Raw genomic sequence first — 16,800 nt, 5'->3', positions numbered from 1 at the left:
CCCATGACACAGTCCGCCTCCACCATCCAGCTCGACCTCCGCGTGCTGGCGCCGCGCGAGCGCCATCCGCTGATCTTCTCCGCCTTCGGGGAACTCGGCATCGGCCAGCGCCTGGAACTGATCAACGATCACGATCCGCGCCCGCTGCAGTCGCAGTTTCAAGTCGAACGCCCGGGCCAGTTTTCCTGGGACTACCTTCAGCGCGGCCCCGGCACGTGGCGCGTTGCCATCACCAAGGTGGCGTCTGCCGCCAGCGCGGGCCACTGCTGCGGTGGCTGCGGTGGCGGCGCCTGATTTTCCGATCGCATCCTGCAAGGAACCTTGTCATGAAAAACAACCAAAGGCTGTGGCGGTGGCTCGGCCTGATCTTCATCCTGTCGTTCGGGGCATTGGGCTATCTGGGCCGGCAGATCTATCTGGCAGCGCCGCCGATTCCGCATGCCGTCGTCACCTCTGTGGGCGAGGTGCTCTTTACCGGCGAACAAATCCAGCGCGGCCAGGAAGCCTGGCTGGCAGCCGGCGGCCAGCAGCTTGGTACCGTCTGGGGCCACGGCAGCTACGTTGCACCTGACTGGTCTGCCGATTGGCTGCACCGTGAAGCCACAGCGCTACAAACCATTCGCGCGCATCAGCAGTTCGATACCGACGCGCCGTTGACGACAGTGCAGCAAGCCGCCGTCGACGCCAGCGTAAAGGAGGAAATGCGCCGCAATACGTACGACGCAAATCACGACATCCTGACCGTGTCGCGTGAGCGCGCAGAGGCCATCCACGGTGTGGCCCAGCACTTCGAGGCCCTGTTCGGCACCGATCCGTCGCTGGCAACGCTGCGCGATCAATACGCCATGGCCACCGGCGTGCTGCCGGAGGCGGCCGATCGTGAAGCCCTGGCGGCGTTCTTCTTCTGGACGTCGTGGGCCGCGGCCGCCGACCGCCCAGGTGAGACCGACATCTCGTATACGAGCAACTGGCCGCATGAACCGCTAGTAGGCAACACAATGACCGGCGGTGCGGCAGTGTGGCCGATGGTCAGCATCGTGCTGCTGCTGGGCGGTATTGCCGCCATGCTGTGGCTGCACGGCAGCAGCAAGCACGAAGAGGAGGCTGCGCCGCTGCCGGCCGATCCGTTCCTCAACGTGGTGGCCACGCCGTCGATGAAGGCCACGCGCAAGTACTTCTTTGCCGTGATCGGCCTGATGCTAGTGCAGATCGGCATGGGCGCCATTACCGCGCACTATGCGGTGGAAGGGGAATCGTTCTTCGGGATTCCGCTGGCGCAGGTGTTGCCGTACGTGATCAGCCGCACCGTGCACACGCAGCTTGGCGTGCTGTGGATTGCCACGGCATGGCTGGCCACGGGTCTGTACATTGCGCCGCTGCTGTCGGGGCGTGAACCGAAGTTCCAGAAGCTGGGCGTTGACCTGCTGTTCTGGGCGCTGATCTTTATCGTGGTGGGGTCCATCGCCACCGGCTGGCTCGGCACGCTGCAACATCGCGGTGCAGACTTCGGCTTCTGGGTCGGCAACCAGGGGCTGGAATACACCAGCATGGGTCGCGTGTGGCAAATCTTGCTGTTTGTCGGCCTGCTGTTCTGGGTGGTGCTGCTCGGCCGCGCGCTGTGGCCGGCACTGAAGACGCCGTCGGAATCGCGCGGCCTGATCGCCATGGTGTTCCTGTCGGCCACCTGCATCGGCGGGTTCTATTCGACTTCGCTGGTGTGGGGCCAACACACGCACTATTCGATGATCGAGTACTGGCGCTGGTGGCTCGTCCACCTGTGGGTCGAGGGCTTCTTTGAAGTGTTCGCCACCGCCGTCATCGCGCTCATCTTCACGCGCCTGGGCCTGATTCGCGCCAGCAGCGCTAACCGTGCCATCGTGGCTGAGACGATCGTGTTCCTGTTCGGCGGCATTCTGGGCACGCTGCATCACCTCTACTTCACAGGGACACCGACCTCGATCATCTCGGTGGGTGCAGTATTCTCTGCGCTGGAAGTGGTGCCGCTTTCGCTGATCGGGCTCGAAGCGCTGCAGAACTATCGCCGCACGCAAGGCACGCCGTGGCTCAATGCATACAAGTGGCCCGTGCTGTACTTCGTGGCCGTGGGCTTCTGGAACACCGTCGGCGCCGGCCTGCTCGGCTTTGCCATCAACCCGCCCGCTTCGCTGTACTACGTGCAAGGTCTGAACATGACGGCCGCCCACGGGCACGCTGCACTGTTCGGGGTGTACGGCATGCTCGGTATCGGCCTGATGCTGTTCTGCCTGCGCGGCCTGTATGCGCGCAGCTTGCATGCCGATCGCCTGCTCAAGCCCGCGTTCTGGGGCCTGAACATCGGCTTGGCGATGATGGTATTCATGTCGCTGCTGCCGGCCGGCATCTATCAGGCCTGGGCGAGTGTCACCAAGGGCATGTGGTACGCCCGCTCGCCGGAAGTGGTGCACTCGAAAGTGATGGAAACGCTGGTCTGGCTGCGTGTGCCGGGTGACATCGTGTTCGCCATCGGTGCGCTTGTACTGGCCTGGTATGCGCTGCGGCTGCTGCGCCGTCCGAAGGCCCAACAGATGGAGCCATTGCCGGCTTCGGCTCGCGCGACGCGTTAATTCCTAATCCAGCAGTCCTCCCAAAAACCCGCAGGGCCCGTGTCGATCAGACCGGGCCCTGCGGGTTTTCCTGTAATGCCCTCCGCCCCCCAGCTCCCTACAATGACGAGTCATATAGATGAATAGTTGACCACTTTTGAGACCCATGCCTGCCGATCTCCGCCTGCCCCGCTACCAGCAATTGCGCGACGATCTGGCCGCGCAGATCGCCCAGCAGCACTGGCGCCCGGGCGACGCCATCCCGACGGAAGCCGAGCTTGCCAAGACGTACAACGTGGCGGTCGGCACCGTCCGCAAAGCCGTCGATGTCTTGGTCGCCGAGGGCCTGCTCGAACGCTTCCAGGGCCGCGGCACGTTCGTGCGGCGCGCCAGCTTTGCCAGTTCCCTGTTCCGCTTCTTCCGCTTCCAGAGTGAAAGCGGCGAGCGGCGCATTCCCGAGAGCCGCATCCTCAAGCGGGACGTGCTGGACGCACCGTCGGCACCGGCTGCAGGCCTGCAGATTGAGACCGGCGCACCGGTCATTCGCCTGACCCGGCTGCGCCTGCTGGACGGCGCACCCATGCTGGCCGAAGAAATCTGGTTGCCGTACGACCGCTTTGCGTCGCTCGCCACGCTGGAACTCGACGCGTTTGGCGACCTGCTGTATCCGCTGTACGAATCGCACTGCGGCCAGATCATTGCCAGCGCTGAGGAAACGCTCACCGCCGAGGCCGTCAACGCAACGTATGCGCGGCTGTTGCGCATCCAGCCCGGCGATCCGGTGATGGTCATCGAACGCGTTGCGCGCGGCTACGACCGGGTACCGCTCGAATGGCGGCGCTCGCGCGGCGCGGCGGCGCACTTCCGGTACCACGTGGATATCCGGTAGCGCCGCCTCCGCTGCAGACCAATCCGACAAAAACACACACAGGAGACAACATCATGCAGGCCAACGCACCAACGGCCCCACCGCTGCTGGACGTGCGCGGCGTCACGCTGCAGTACAAGACACGCCAGCATCTGGTGACGGCCACCTACCGCGTCGACTTCCAGGTCTATCCCGGCGAGCGCTACATCCTGCTCGGGCCGTCGGGCTGCGGTAAATCGACCTTGCTCAAGGCCATCGGCGGCTACCTCACGCCCACCGAGGGCGAGATCCGTCTCAAGGGCCAGCCCGTGACGAAGCCGGGGCCGGATCGCATGATGGTGTTCCAGGAGTTCGACCAGCTCCTGCTGTGGAAGACGGTGAAAGAGAACGTGCTGTTCCCGCTGCTCTCCACGGGCAAGCTGGGTGCGCGTGAAGCCGAAGAACGTGCCCTGCACTACATCAACAAGGTCAACCTCACCAAGTTTGCCGACCATCACCCGCACATGCTGTCGGGCGGGATGAAGCAACGCGTGGCCATTGCGCGCGGCATGGCGATGGAGCCCGACGTGCTGCTGATGGACGAGCCCTTCGCCGCGCTCGACGCGCTCACGCGCCGCAAGATGCAGGATGAGCTGCTGCAGCTGTGGGACGAAACGCGCTTCACCGTGCTGTTCGTCACGCACTCGATTCCGGAGGCGATCCGCTGCGGCAGCCGCATCCTGATCCTTTCTCCGCATCCCGGCCAGGTACGCGCCGAACTGCCGAGCCTCGCGCGCGGCGATGATGATCCGGAGCGCTTCAAAGCGCTCGAAGCCGAGATCCACGACATGCTGTTCGCCCGCGCGGTGGAGGAAACCCATGCAGACTGAAACCCTTTCCATGCCGGCCACCACCGACATCAGCAACCGCGCGCCCGTCTACAGCACGCCCGTGGCGTTCGAGCGCATCGGCGTGGTGGAAAAACCCCTCTCCGTTGCGGAGCGTTTGTACGAACAGGCATGGCTGCGCAAGCTCGTCATCCTCGTCGTGCTCGCGCTCGTGTGGGAAGGCGGTGCGCGCTGGCTCGACAACCCGCTCTTGCTGCCGACCTTCTCCGACACGGTGCAGGCTTTGTGGGCTGGGTTAGCGAGCGGCACGCTGTTCGCTCGCATCGGCACGTCGATGCAAACGCTGCTGGCAGGCTACGCGCTCGGCTTGGCGTTGTCCTGCGCGCTGGTCGTGCTCGGTATCAGCAACCGGCTCGGGCAAGACTTCCTGGAAACGCTCACCGCCATGTTCAACCCGCTGCCCGCCATTGCGCTGCTGCCGATCGCCCTCGTGTGGTTCGGCCTGGGCAACGGCAGCCTGATCTTCGTGATCGTGCATTCGGTGGTGTGGGCGGTGTCGCTCAACACGCATGCCGGTTTCCTGTCGGTATCGAACACGCTGCGCATGGTGGGCCGCAACTACGGGCTCTCCGGCATGGGATACCTGACCAAGATCCTGATCCCGGCCGCGTTCCCCTCCATCCTCACCGGCCTGAAGATCGGCTGGGCCTTCGCATGGCGCACGTTGATCGCATCCGAACTGGTGTTTGGCGTCAGTTCCGGCCAGGGCGGCCTCGGCTGGTACATCTACGAGAACAAGAACCAACTGCAGATTCCCGAAGTGTTCGCCGGCCTGCTGACGGTGATCATCATCGGCCTGCTGGTAGAGAACCTGGTATTCCGCACGCTGGAAGCCCGCACCGTCAAACGCTGGGGCATGCAGAACTAAGGGAGCCCGCGCGACTACCGAAACCGTCCCGGCGCATACGGTCGCCCGGAGACGGTTTGGCCGGACCCTGCCCTATGCGGCGCCTTGAATTTTTGTGACCGGGCGGAAGAAAGAAGGAGGCCTGTTTGAGCGAAGCGAGTTTGCCTCCTTCTCCGCACGGTCACAGAAATTCAAGGAGTCTTTCGCCGCATCGGGCGCGCCTTTCTTTGCTTACTTTCTTTGGCAAGACAAAGAAAGTAAGTCGCCCCCGGCAGGGGGTGAAACAAGAAACGCACCACCAACAAACATAAAGCCCAACAGAGCAACAAGGAGACAACACATGCAGCACCCCCGCCGCACCATCCTCCGCCTGACAATCGCCGCCACGCTGGCCGCATCGCTCCTGACCGGCGCCGTCAGCACCGCCCACGCAGAAGCCAGCGAAGTCCGCATCTCCCACGGCTACGGCATCCTCTACCTCCCCATCATGGTCATGGCCAGCGAGCACCTGCTCGAGAAGCAAGCCAAGGCCGCTGGCCTGGGCGACGTGAAGGCCAGCTACCGCGTGCTCGACGGCGGCAATGTCATCAACGACGCCATGCTCTCCGGCGCGCTCGACATTGCCTCGCTGGGCGTGCCCGGCTTCCTCACGCTGTGGGACAAGACGCGCGGCAGCGCGATGGAAGTGCGCGGCCTGTCGTCGCTCAGTTCGTCGTCGATGTACCTGATGACGCGTAACCCGAACTTGAAGACGCTGGCGGATTTCTCCGACAAGGACCGCATCGCCGTGCCGGGCATCAAGACCTCGCTGCCAGCCGTGGTGCTGCAAATGGCCGCCGCCAAAACCTTCGGCGACAAGCAGTTCAACAAGCTCGACCCGATCACCGTGCCGCTGCCGCACCCTGACGCCACCGCCGTCATGCTGGCCGGCGGCAGCCAGATCAACAGCCACATGGCGTCGCCGCCGTTCTCGTACACCGAGGCCGCGGCCCCCGGGCTGCACCGCGTGTTCAACACGGTCGACGTGCTCGGCAACATCACGCTGGACATGACCTACACCAGCAAGAAGTTCTACGAGGCCAACCCGAAGCTGTCGGCGGCATTCGTGGCCGCGCTCGATGAAGCCAATGCCCTCATCGCCAAGGACAAGACCAAAGCCGCGCAGATCTACATCGCCCAATCGAAGGTGAAGAGTTCGCCGGAAGAGGTGAAGAAGATTCTGGACGATCCGGATTCGCGCTTCACGACCACGCCGGTGGGCGTCGCACACTATGCTGAGTTCATGCAGCGCGTGGGCACGCTCAAGAACAAGCCGGCGTCGTGGAAGGATCTGTTCTTTCCGACGGTGCAGAGCCGACAGGGCTCGTAAGCAGGCCGCACGCAGCATCCACACGGAGACATTCCATGGCACTACGCATCGTCCGGCTCGGCGAGCCGCGTCACCCCGATGAAGGCTTGCGCATCGGCACCGTGCGGCGCCCACCGCGCGGCGTGCCCAAGGAAGAATTTTCCAGCCGCGATTTCTACGACGTGTGGATGCCGTTGCTCTCCCCCACGCCGGAACTCGTCAAGCAGGCCCTGGCCGCACAGAGCGCGCACGACGAGAAAGGCTGGAACACCTTCGTGCGTCACTTCCGCACCGAAATGCGCGACGGTGATGCGGCACGATTGCTCGATATGCTGGCCGCACTTTCGCACCAGACCAACCTGTCGGTCGGGTGCTATTGCGAGGACGAGACGCATTGTCATCGGTCCGTGCTGCGCGCGTTGTTGAAGGAACGTGGGGCGAAGCTGGCTCCGTGAACGATGTTTCCCCCTGCACAAGGAAAATCATGCCGAACCTGCCCTACACGTCGCGCTCCGCAGTCTCATCCGCCCTCTTGCTTGCGCTGACCATGACGGCCACCCAAACGGTGACAGCGCAAACCGCCCCCGCCGCACTGCAACCGGCCGACTCGCATCACACCGTCGCCACGCTATCGGCCACGGGGGTGCAGATCTACGTTTGCAAGCGCGACGGCGACAAGCCTCTGGCGTGGGTCTTCAAGGCGCCGCTGGCGGAGCTTTACGATGCGAGCGGCAAGCTCATCGTCAAACACGGTGCCGGCCCAAGCTGGGAGGCCTCCGACGGCAGCAAGATCACAGGCAAAGTCGTGCAGCAGGCGCCCAACACCGCGGAAGCCGGTGCCATTCCGCTGCTGCTGTTGCAAGCCACGCATGCTGGCGGCGCGGGCTTGTTGGGCGGTGTGCGCTCCGTGCAGCGGCTGCAGACCCACGGCGGCATCGCGCCCGCACAGCCCTGCACGGAGGAAGGCCAGGAAGGCCGCAGCCCATACTTGGCGCAATACGTCTTCCTGGACTGACGCGCCGCGCTCCGAGGTCGGTGCCCCTACCCCATACGGGGGACGACGGGTTTCCTTGGCAACCCTATAACGAAGAAATGCGCGACGTGTCGTTCACCGCGTCGCGCGATCGTCATTCCTCATTCGTCATTCCAGGAGCACCGTCATGAGCCGCCGCTACATCGACTGCCGCGCTTTCCCCAGCGAAACCAACTGCTCGGTCGCCATCAGCGCCGACAGCGATGCCGAACTGCTGGAGGCGGCCGTGCAGCATGCCGTTTCCGTGCACAAGCACACCGATTCGCCCGAGTTGCGGGCGCAACTGCAAACGCTTTTCCAGGACGGCACCCCTGCCGTGGCGCCACCCAAGACGGCCACCGCCTGATCGGCGCCTAGCGACGCGCCGATAACGCGAGCATCAGCCGCACGACATCGCACTGGCTGTGGGTGTTGGTCTTGCGATAGACGTGCTTGAGATGCGTGCGCACCGTATCGAGTGAAATGCCCAGCGTGCGGGCAATGCATGCCGGGTCGGAGCCGCTTGCGAGCAGACCGGCCACATCGGCTTCGCGGCGCGTCAGGTGAAAGGCATCGGTCAGCCACAGACTGGCCGGCTGCGCAGGCGAGATGCCCGCGCGCGCAGCAACGCGCTGCCAGCACAACGGCAGCGCCTGTGCAAAGTGCGGCAGCAATGCTTGTGGCGCCGCACCATGCTGCATGGGCGGCACACCCGTCTCGCGGTAATCGAGCCATACCGCACCGCGTACTTCAGCATCGGCCATCGGCCACGCCTCAACGCCATCGCCGCGGATGGCACGCGGCAGCACATCGGCCGAGCGTGCGCCGCGCGAGGCCACCCAGTGCCAGCGTCCATCGACACGCCATCGGATCATCGCTGCTGCATGATCCGCACCGCACGCATCGCGCAGCACGTTCATCACGCCAATGGCATCGCCCGCGCACGCCGCTACGTAACACTGGCGAAGCACGGTTGCCGAGGCATGGGATGGGGTGACGGAAAAACGCAGCATGAAGGCAATACGGGCGCAGCGGCTTGCGACCGCTGCGCCCGTCTTGAAAGGGACTTCATTATAGGAAGCGCATGACCTGCTGCACTGCCCCTTTTGCCCTAGGCCAGCCTCCACTTCAGGCCAGCGCGCGACGTGACATCCAGCGTGCGCGCAGATGGTCGTATGCGAGGTTGAAGAAGAAGGTGTACGGCAGGAACAGCAGCATGATGCCGATGTCGAGCACGAACGCTTCCCACAGACCCACGTCGAGCCACCAGGCGGCCAGCGGCACCAGCATCAAGACCAACCCGCCCTCGAACAGGCAGGCATGCACCACTCGCAGCACCCAGGTACGCGAGAGCCTGTAGCGACGCTCCACGCGCTCGAAGATGGCGTTGAACACCATGTTCCATACCATCGCCACCGCAGCAAACATGAGCGTCATCACACCCATCTCAGCCAACGGCAGTTCCATCAGCCAGCTGAACAACGGCGCACAAATCAGCATGGCAACCAACTCGAACGTCAGCGCATGCACGAGGCGCTCAGCTGGCGTTTTCTGTATGACTTGCATTGCAATTACCTCCAAAGAACGAGGTGCATTTTCATCGGTATGAACGGTATGATCCAGTTCATTACTATCGGTTTTTCCGATATATGGGCGATACATCGCCGTCCGGAGTGCCCAATGCGCCATTCACCCGAAGCCTTACTGGCGTTTGCCGAAGCCGCTACGCTGGGTTCCTTTTCCGCCGCAGCCCGAAAATTGGGCAAACGGCAATCCACGATCAGCGAGGCGATCGCCAATCTCGAAATCGACCTCGGTCTGACCCTGTTCGACCGCAGCACGCGCCAGCCCACCTTGACCGAAGCGGGCCACGCGATGCTCACTCAGGTGCGCCGCGTGCTCGATGCCAGCGCGCAGATGGACCGCATGGCCGCCCAGATGGCCGGCGGTCTGGAGGCTCGCCTGACGCTCGTCATGTCTGACACCTACCAATCCGATCGCTACGAGCAAACGCTGGCCACGCTGGAGCAGCGTTATCCCGACCTTGAACTCGAATGCCTGATCGCCGAACACGAAGACGTGGTCGACATCATCCAGCTTGGCCGTGCCCAGATCGGCTTGGTGGCTGCACAGCCGGCATATCCGGCCGATATCGGCTGGGCGACCATTGCAGAGCAATCGGAGATCGGATTGTTCGTCGGGCTGCAGCACCCGCTCGCCCGATACGGCGACGAGGAAGTGCCGCACGCCATCCTGCGCGAGGCGCGCGAGCTGCGGCTGAACACCTTCGTCGACCCAACGGGCCCGCGCACCGATGCAGTGCCCGTGCGCAGCCTGCGCCGCTGGTCTGCGCCGAGCTACCTGATGCTGCTGGAAATGGCCGTGCTGGGTTTCGGCTGGACGGAGTTGCCGCGCTGGCTGGTTGACCACTTCGCGGCAGACAGGTTGCATGAAGTGCGTGCGCGGGGGTGGCCGCGCCTCGTGCCGGTTGACGCCGTATGGTCACGCAATCGCACACTGGGGCAGGCCGGCGCCTGGCTGCTGGAAACGATGCTGGCGGGCTAGGTGCTCAGGCGTTTTCGTCCAGCCGTTCGATGATCAGATGCGAGAGCTGCGCTGTCTGCTCCTTCGACAGCGTGAATTCCACACCAAACGAAGGGAACGCCGACGCGGTGGTGCCCAGCGCTGGCGACCCGCTTGCCACGCGGCCTGTCAGGGCAAACGTCTCCATTTGACCGTCCACGTAGGCATGGAAATCCAGCGCGAGTCTGTCACCGGGTCGGAACGCCGGATTGGCACTCTGCACCAGCGCGCCATTCAGGCAGATGTCGCGGATCACGGCCACGCGGTCCGCTGCCGACGCGGCCTGCCCCTGCGCACGCACGCGCGCCCCGATGCGAACCTGCACGCGCTTCGCCCGGCGTAGCGGCATCTTCTGCATCTTGATTGGTGCAGACAACACCAGATACGGCGATGGAAACTGCCCGACCGACACCACGCTGCACACCATCGTGATCACGGCGCGGCCGGAGAAACCGCGCAGGATGAGCACGTCTCGGGGCTCGGGCCGCAGCGTGCGTTTGGCGTCGGCCGGTTGCGTGACAAACAGCGCCTCGCCTTCGATATAGCCGATCAGGCGGCACGGCAGCAGGCCACGCAGCGGCGCGGACTTCTCTTGCACCTGCAAGACGGTGCCCACCGTCAGGCCGGCCGAGCCAAGCCGGGGCGGCGCTTCCGCGGGCGCGGTGGCGGGCGCTGCCGCAACGTCATCGCCTTCCGCCAGCGCCAGCACCGGGCCGTGATGGAACAGCAGGCGCACGTCTTCGGCATCGGGCACGACGGCACCGGCAGGCAGCAGAAGCCGACCCACGCTGTCTGCCAGCGGAAACGGCAGCGGTTGACCGACCGGAACGTCTTCCTGCGTGAGTTGCCGCGTTTTTTGAAGGGTCATGTGTGGCGAAGGATCGCGTCTGGTCTGTCATGGGCGGGCCAAGACCCAGGCAAGGCCAAGGCCGATGCCTCGGCAGGTATGCCCGCCATGTTGTAACAATGGCCGGCAAACCGCCGGAGATCAACTCGCATGAACCCTTTCCACCTGACGCACGTCAACGGCAAGCGTTTGCGTCAGCCCGCCATTGCAGTGGCCTCGATTTCGACGGCCAATCCGTAGTGCAGCGTCGGCACCGGCACGACCGCGCGCGCCGGGCGCAGGTCGCCGATCCACGCCCTGTACAGCGCATCGAACGCGGGCCAGTGCGTTTCCATGTCGGTCACGTACACGCGCACCTGCACCAGGCGTGAGCGGTCCGTTCCCGCGGCAGCGAGCACCGCATCGAGGTTCGACAGCACCTGCCGCACCTGCGTCTCGAACGGCGCATCGACGAGCTTTTCGCCGGTAGGCGTCACGGGAATCTGTCCGGCGACGAACACGAAGCCATTGGCGCAGACCGCGTGCGAGTAATGCCCCGCAGGGGGGCGCAGTTGCGGCGCGTTCAGGTAGCGTGCATCGCTCATTTCGCTGCCTCCGCGCCCAGCACCAGCTTGGCGAAGAGTTGCAAATCCACATTGCCGCCAGACAAGATTACGCCGACGCGCTTGCCCCGCACATCGACCTTGCCGTTCAGCGCCGCAGCGGCGGCCAGGCAGCCCGTGGGCTCAACCACCGCCTTCATGCGCGAGGCGAAGAACTGCATGGCGCTGACGAGTTCTGCATCGCTGACGGTCACGATGTCGTCGACCAACTCGCGAATCACGGCAAACGTGTGGTTGCCCAGATGCTGCGTCTGCGCGCCGTCGGCCAGCGTCTTGGGTGTATCGATGTGGACGATCTCCCCCTTGCGAAAGCTCTGCTGTCCGTCGTTACCGGCCTCGGGTTCCACGCCGAAGATCTTGCACGCCGGGTTCAGTGCGCGCACCGCCGTGGCGCAGCCGGAGAGCAGCCCGCCGCCGCCCAGCGGAGCGAGCAGCACGTCAAGCTGGCCGACCTCTTCGATCAGTTCCTTGGCCGCTGTGCCTTGCCCGGCCATCACGTGCGGATGGTCGTACGGAGGGATCAGCGTGAGTCCATGTTCTTCGGCCAGCTTGCGCCCGATGGCTTCGCGGTCTTCTTTGTAGCGGTCGAAGAACACCACCTCGCCGCCGTAGCCGCGCGTGGCTTCCACCTTCACGACGGGCGCGTCCTTCGGCATGACGATGACGGCGCGCATGCCAAGCAGCCGGGCCGACAGCGCAATCGCCTGCGCGTGGTTGCCCGACGAAAACGTGATGACGCCGGCCTTGCGCTGCTCCGGCGTGAATTGCGACAACGCGTTGTACGCGCCGCGAAACTTGAACGCGCCCATGCGCTGAAAGCTCTCGGCCTTGAAGAACAGCTCGGCGCCGGTCATGGCGTTGGCGGTGGCCGACGTCAGCACGGGGGTCTTGTGGGCAACGCCGTGCAGACGCGTGTCGGCGGCAACAACGTCATCGTAGGAAATGGGCAGGCTCATGCGAGGTCCTCGGGCAGGTAGGTGTAGACGGTGGAGCGCGCCACGCCCAGCGTTTGCGCGACTTCGGTCAGCGCGCGGCGCAAGTTCAGCAGGCCGCTGGCGGCCAGTTCGCGCATGGCTTCGCGGCGCTGGTCGAGCGTCATGGCCATGGGCGTGGTGTTGCGTGCGGCGGCAAATTGTTCGAGCGCGACGCGCACGTCTTCCACGCGGCGCGATGCGAGCGACTCGGGCACCGGTGGCGCTGCAACATCGATACGCATCAACTGCGTGAGGCTCGACGTCATGGCGCCGAGCATCGATACATCCATGTTCAGGCAGATGGCCGCGACGTAATCGCCGCGGCTGTTCTTCAGCCCGATCGATGTGCTCTTGGCGGGCCGCCCGTCGGGAAACCGGTTGGCGTAGTTTTCGATGACTTCCGGGAAGTCGGGGTCGGCCAGGCGCGCAAGGCCCAGCTCCGTCACGGCGTCGCCCACGTGGCGGCCGGACAGGTTGTTGGCGATGGCGACGACGGAGTGGTCGGGATCGGTCAGGTCGTGCAGGACGACTTCCACCAGCGGCGCCAGCGTCTTGCCCAGCGCCTCGACGATCTTGCGGCCTTCGCGCAGCAGAAGGCGGTTTTCTTCGATGGGCTTCATGATCGTTGACGATACGTCAATTTCTGACGTTTCGTCAACGATCATGAACTTCGCTTACTGGACGGGAGCGTTGATGAAACGCACCAGCTCCGTCATGGTGGCCTCGGGCGCTTCTTCCATCAGCCAATGGCCGGAGTCCTTGATGGTGACGCCGTTCACGTTGGTCGCCACCATCCTGGCCTGTTCGATCAGGAAGGCGCCGGAAGCCTTTTCGCCCGCCAGTACAAGCATCGGCATCTTGAGCGGCGTCTTGGCAAAGCCCGCAAAGTCCACCGCATCCTTCGGGAAGGCGTGAAAATATTCGAACCCTGCCGCCATGCGCCCGGGTTGGCCGTAGGTGCGCGCGTAGAACTGGCGGTCAGATTCGGGCACCGAGTGCTTGGGATCGGCCGCAAAGTCGTTCCAGAAGTGCTCGAAGTAGATGCGCTCGCGGCCCTGCACCAGCTTGAGCGGCGTGTCGCCATAGAAGTGGAAGTGCCACAGGTCGCGCAGCAGCCAGACCTTTTGCCAGTCACCCACGCCGGGCAGGAAGGCGTCCATGAGCGTGACGCTTTCCACCTCGTCGGGGTATTGCGCGGCATAGGCGTATGCCACCATCAGACCGATGTCATGGCCGACCACCTTGACCTTGCGATAGCCCATGGCCTGCACCATGGCGTGGATATCCTGCGCGAGCGTCGTCTTGTCAAAGCCCGACGCGGGAATCGCCGAGGTGCCCGCGCCCGGCAGGTCTGGCGCCAACACCACGCGGCGATCGGCCAGACGCGGAATCAGCGGCAGCCACATGTGGCTGGTCTCGGCATAGCCATGCAGCAGCACGACGGGGGTTTCGGGGCCGTTGCCGGCCTGCAGCGTGTGAATCTGCAGGCCCGCGGCCTCCACCATGCGGTCATGCACGACGGGTGCGGCATGCGCGTGCAGCGCGGCCAGGCCGATGAGGGCAGCGCCCAGGTGGCGTACCAGGTTGGGAAGAATCTTCATGATGATCTCCAGCCGTGCCACACGCGGTGTGCGGCACGCCATAACAAGGGTTGAGTTAGAGCTGGCTCATGCCGCCGTCGGCAATGATTTCCGTGCCGACAATGAACGCCGATTCGGGTGCCGCCAGGTGCAGCACGGTCGAAGCAATCTCTTCCGGCTGGCCAAAGCGACCCAGCGGGATCTGGCTTTGGATGTGTGCAGCGGTCGCCGACAGCGTATCGGCATCCATGCCGAGCTTGCCGTACAGCGGCGTGCTCACCGGGCCGGGGCTGACCACATTCACGCGGATGCCGGCGCTGATCAGTTCGCCTGAAAGCGTCTTCGCCAGCGAGATCAGCGCCGCCTTGCTCGCCGCATAGACCGACGAATTCGGCATGCCGATGTGCGCGTTGATGGAGCCGTTCAGCACGATCGACGTGCCCTTGTTGAGGATGGGCAGCAGCGCCTGAACCTGGAAGAACGCGCCCTTCACGTTGGCGTTGAAGGTGGCGTCCCACAGGGCTTCGTCCACGTCCGGGACGGCGGCAAACTTGGCCATGCCGGCGTTGATGAACACGGCGTCCAGACGCACGCCGGCCTCCTGAAGCTGGCGGGTCAACTCGCGAGCGGCCGCCACGGTGCCGGTTTCGTTGCGGATGGCAACCGCGTTGCTGCCTAGCGTAGCGCGCGCCGTTTCCAGTGCTGCCGCATCGCGGCCGGTGATGACCACGCGGGCGCCTTCCCGCGCAAATGCCTGGGCGGCTGCCAGGCCAATGCCGCTGTTGCCGCCAGTGACCAGAACGGTCTTGCCTTCGAAGCGATTCATGATGTCCTCCATGGGATAAGTTGAACTTGAACAATCGCGTGACTGCAGTGTGGACGCGGACAAGCGGTTTGCCATACGATCCAGACGATGGACACGTTCGAAGGAATTGCACATGTTGACAGACGAGGAATTGGCCCTGCTGGAGGCCATCCGGCAAACGGGCAGCCTGTCGCGCGCGGCGGCGCAACTGGGCAAGGCGCCGTCGACCGTGTCGTACGCCGCACGGCAATTGGAGCAGCGCTTCGACGCCCTGCTGTTTGACCGGCGCCGCTACCGGCTGCAGCTCACGCCCGCCGGCCAGTTGCTCACGGAAGAAGCCGCGCGGCTTGCGCAAGATGTGTCGCGCGTGACGCAGCGCGTGCGGCAGGTGGCCAACGGCTGGGAAGACCGCCTGTGGATCGTGACGGACGAACTGCTGGAATTCGAATCGCTCATGCCCGTGATCCACGCGTTCGATGCGTTGCAATCGGGCGTGGCGCTGCGCGTAACGCACGAAGTGCTGGCCGGCACCTGGGAGGCTTTGCGCGATGGCTGCGCCGATCTCGTCATCGGAGCGACCAACGAGCCGCCGTCCATTCCCAACCTCGGGTGGTTCGAACTGGGCGTGGTGGAATGGGTGTTTGCCGTGTCGCCCCGGCATCCGCTGGCAGCTATCGACGCGCCGCTCACGCGCGAGGAAATCGCCCGGCATCGCGCCGTGGTGGTGGCCGATTCCGCGCGCACCACTGCCGGCCGCGCGTACGGCATGCTCAGCGGGCAGCCCACGCTCGCCGTGCCCAGCATGCGCGCCAAGACACTGGCCCAGCGCGACGGCCTGGGCGTCGGCTGGCTGCCGAGGCACCGCGTGGCGACGCTGCTCGCGCGCGGCGATCTGATTGAAAAGCGCACCACCGATCCACGCGAGCCGAACCTGCTCTACGTCGGCTGGCGCAGCGGCGATGGCGACGGTGAAGGCCGCGCACTCCAATGGTGGCTGGAACAACTACGGCAGCCCCGTCTGGCCAAGCGGCTCGTGCAGGGTGTCGACGCATTCGCCTGAATCTTCGCCGGGGCATCTGATGTTGCCTATGCTGGGATGGCGCCGGCGCCGCATTGGCCGTCTGCGCCTCCAGGCGTCGCCGACTGTTGCGGAATGATCAAAGTTGCAGCGTTTGTCTTCTGACAAACCCTCGGGTTGGTCAACGCCCGCTGTCGGCCAGCGTTAATCGGTCACGCACGTATATTCGTGCCTCGTTGAGGGTCTCGTTATGAAACTGTCTGCGTTGATGTTTTCCATGGGTGCGCTGGTGATGGGCTCGGCCTTTGCCCAGGGCACCGCCGCACCTGCCACCGCTGCGGCAGCTGCTCCGGCGGCCGTTCATGCGGTCTGCAAGGACGGCACCCCCTACAGCGGCGCGACGCTCAAGGGCGCTTGCCGCGGCCATGGTGGAGTCGACAAGAAAGCCAGCGCAGGCGGTGCCCCAGCCGCCGCGCCGGCCGCCCCCGCAGCAACGCCTGCCGCGCCGGCCCCGGCCAAACCTGCCGCAGCGGCTCCAGCTGCGCCTGCCGCCGCGCCCGCCCCCGCACCCGCAGCCAAGCCCGCCGCCGCCACGCCCGCCAAGCCTGCCGCAGCCGGTGCAGGCGCCGTTGCTCCCGGCGGCGGCCCGGACAAGGTGTGGGCCAATGCCAGCACCAAGGTCTACCACTGCCCGGGCGATCGCTACTACGGCAAGACCAAGCAGGGCGAATACATGACCGAAGCCGATGCCAAGGCCGCCGGCATGCGCCCGAGCCGCAACAAGGCCTGTACCAAATAAGACACGCCTGTAGCAAAACCGTACGCCGCGGCCCACCGGGGTCGCGGC

General features: G+C 64.8%; 20 protein-coding genes. 12 read left to right on the top strand and 8 right to left on the bottom strand.

Going from position 1 to position 16,800, the window contains the following annotated elements:
• Nucleotides 1–3: 3 nt before the first annotated feature.
• The 9 genes from N5B55_RS18295 to N5B55_RS18255 all read left to right on the top strand — a co-directional run bounded on the left by N5B55_RS18295 (nt 4) and on the right by N5B55_RS18255 (nt 7,911).
• The gene (locus tag N5B55_RS18295; RefSeq protein ID WP_304540924.1) at nt 4–294 is read left to right on the top strand and encodes a DUF2249 domain-containing protein; all 291 of its coding nucleotides are present in this window, start codon (nt 4–6) and stop codon (nt 292–294) included.
• A 32-nt stretch (nt 295–326) separates the two neighbouring features.
• A complete protein-coding gene (locus N5B55_RS18290; protein WP_304540922.1) occupies nt 327–2,603 on the top strand; it encodes a nitric-oxide reductase large subunit in 2,277 nt (758 codons plus the stop codon).
• 145 nt (nt 2,604–2,748) lie between these two features.
• Nucleotides 2,749–3,471 (top strand): GntR family transcriptional regulator, encoded by a 723-nt coding sequence (locus N5B55_RS18285; protein ID WP_065854174.1) that lies wholly within the window; start codon nt 2,749–2,751, stop codon nt 3,469–3,471.
• Nucleotides 3,472–3,524: 53 nt separating this feature from the next.
• Nucleotides 3,525–4,319: an ABC transporter ATP-binding protein gene (locus N5B55_RS18280; protein WP_304540919.1), complete on the top strand. Its 795-nt coding sequence runs from the start codon at nt 3,525–3,527 to the stop codon at nt 4,317–4,319.
• Nucleotides 4,309–5,205: an ABC transporter permease gene (locus N5B55_RS18275; RefSeq protein ID WP_004627831.1), complete on the top strand. Its 897-nt coding sequence runs from the start codon at nt 4,309–4,311 to the stop codon at nt 5,203–5,205. Before N5B55_RS18280 ends, N5B55_RS18275 begins: the two co-directional genes overlap by 11 nt.
• Nucleotides 5,206–5,524: 319 nt before the next feature.
• The gene (locus N5B55_RS18270) at nt 5,525–6,553 is read left to right on the top strand and encodes an ABC transporter substrate-binding protein (RefSeq protein ID WP_304540913.1); all 1,029 of its coding nucleotides are present in this window, start codon (nt 5,525–5,527) and stop codon (nt 6,551–6,553) included.
• Between the two features lie 35 nt (nt 6,554–6,588).
• Complete coding sequence (locus N5B55_RS18265) at nt 6,589–6,987, top strand: DUF488 domain-containing protein (protein WP_065854167.1); 399 nt, start codon at nt 6,589–6,591, stop codon at nt 6,985–6,987.
• A gap of 29 nt (nt 6,988–7,016) precedes the next feature.
• Complete coding sequence (locus N5B55_RS18260; protein WP_304540911.1) at nt 7,017–7,547, top strand: DUF3455 domain-containing protein; 531 nt, start codon at nt 7,017–7,019, stop codon at nt 7,545–7,547.
• A 145-nt stretch (nt 7,548–7,692) separates the two neighbouring features.
• On the top strand, nt 7,693–7,911 hold the full coding sequence (locus N5B55_RS18255) for a DUF1059 domain-containing protein (RefSeq protein ID WP_065854163.1): 219 nt from the start codon (nt 7,693–7,695) through the stop codon (nt 7,909–7,911).
• Nucleotides 7,912–7,918: 7 nt separating this feature from the next.
• Here the strand turns inward: N5B55_RS18255 and N5B55_RS18250 are convergent, their stop codons facing one another.
• Nucleotides 7,919–8,557 (bottom strand): helix-turn-helix transcriptional regulator, encoded by a 639-nt coding sequence (locus N5B55_RS18250; RefSeq protein WP_065854161.1) that lies wholly within the window; start codon nt 8,555–8,557, stop codon nt 7,919–7,921.
• Nucleotides 8,558–8,672: 115 nt separating this feature from the next.
• A complete protein-coding gene (locus N5B55_RS18245; protein WP_065854159.1) occupies nt 8,673–9,110 on the bottom strand; it encodes a multidrug/biocide efflux PACE transporter in 438 nt (145 codons plus the stop codon).
• 114 nt (nt 9,111–9,224) lie between these two features.
• On the opposite strand from N5B55_RS18245, the gene N5B55_RS18240 reads away from it, so the two are divergent.
• Nucleotides 9,225–10,109, top strand: a complete 885-nt coding sequence (locus tag N5B55_RS18240; protein ID WP_065854157.1) for a LysR family transcriptional regulator — start codon at nt 9,225–9,227, stop codon at nt 10,107–10,109.
• A 4-nt stretch (nt 10,110–10,113) separates the two neighbouring features.
• Here N5B55_RS18240 and N5B55_RS18235 read toward each other — a convergent pair whose 3' ends face one another.
• The 6 genes from N5B55_RS18235 to N5B55_RS18210 all read right to left on the bottom strand — a co-directional run bounded on the left by N5B55_RS18235 (nt 10,114) and on the right by N5B55_RS18210 (nt 14,956).
• Complete coding sequence (locus N5B55_RS18235; protein ID WP_154205645.1) at nt 10,114–10,995, bottom strand: flagellar brake protein; 882 nt, start codon at nt 10,993–10,995, stop codon at nt 10,114–10,116.
• 173 nt (nt 10,996–11,168) lie between these two features.
• On the bottom strand, nt 11,169–11,558 hold the full coding sequence (locus tag N5B55_RS18230; protein ID WP_304540905.1) for a RidA family protein: 390 nt from the start codon (nt 11,556–11,558) through the stop codon (nt 11,169–11,171).
• Nucleotides 11,555–12,532, bottom strand: coding sequence for a threo-3-hydroxy-L-aspartate ammonia-lyase (locus N5B55_RS18225; RefSeq protein WP_304540903.1), 978 nt, complete (start codon nt 12,530–12,532; stop codon nt 11,555–11,557). The genes N5B55_RS18230 and N5B55_RS18225 overlap by 4 nt, the downstream gene beginning before the upstream one ends.
• A complete protein-coding gene (locus N5B55_RS18220) occupies nt 12,529–13,170 on the bottom strand; it encodes a helix-turn-helix transcriptional regulator (RefSeq protein WP_154205642.1) in 642 nt (213 codons plus the stop codon). The genes N5B55_RS18225 and N5B55_RS18220 overlap by 4 nt, the downstream gene beginning before the upstream one ends.
• A gap of 54 nt (nt 13,171–13,224) precedes the next feature.
• The gene (locus N5B55_RS18215) at nt 13,225–14,151 is read right to left on the bottom strand and encodes an alpha/beta fold hydrolase (protein WP_304540899.1); all 927 of its coding nucleotides are present in this window, start codon (nt 14,149–14,151) and stop codon (nt 13,225–13,227) included.
• A 55-nt stretch (nt 14,152–14,206) separates the two neighbouring features.
• The gene (locus N5B55_RS18210; protein WP_304540897.1) at nt 14,207–14,956 is read right to left on the bottom strand and encodes an SDR family oxidoreductase; all 750 of its coding nucleotides are present in this window, start codon (nt 14,954–14,956) and stop codon (nt 14,207–14,209) included.
• Nucleotides 14,957–15,068: 112 nt separating this feature from the next.
• Between N5B55_RS18210 and N5B55_RS18205 the strand changes: the two genes are divergently transcribed.
• A complete protein-coding gene (locus N5B55_RS18205; protein WP_304540895.1) occupies nt 15,069–15,995 on the top strand; it encodes a LysR family transcriptional regulator in 927 nt (308 codons plus the stop codon).
• 208 nt (nt 15,996–16,203) lie between these two features.
• A complete protein-coding gene (locus N5B55_RS18200; RefSeq protein ID WP_304540894.1) occupies nt 16,204–16,752 on the top strand; it encodes a sunset domain-containing protein in 549 nt (182 codons plus the stop codon).
• Nucleotides 16,753–16,800 lie beyond the last annotated feature (48 nt).

Source organism: Ralstonia pickettii (assembly GCF_030582395.1).
Lineage (GTDB): Bacteria > Pseudomonadota > Gammaproteobacteria > Burkholderiales > Burkholderiaceae > Ralstonia > Ralstonia pickettii_D.
This window is presented reverse-complemented; position numbering and strand designations above follow the sequence as displayed.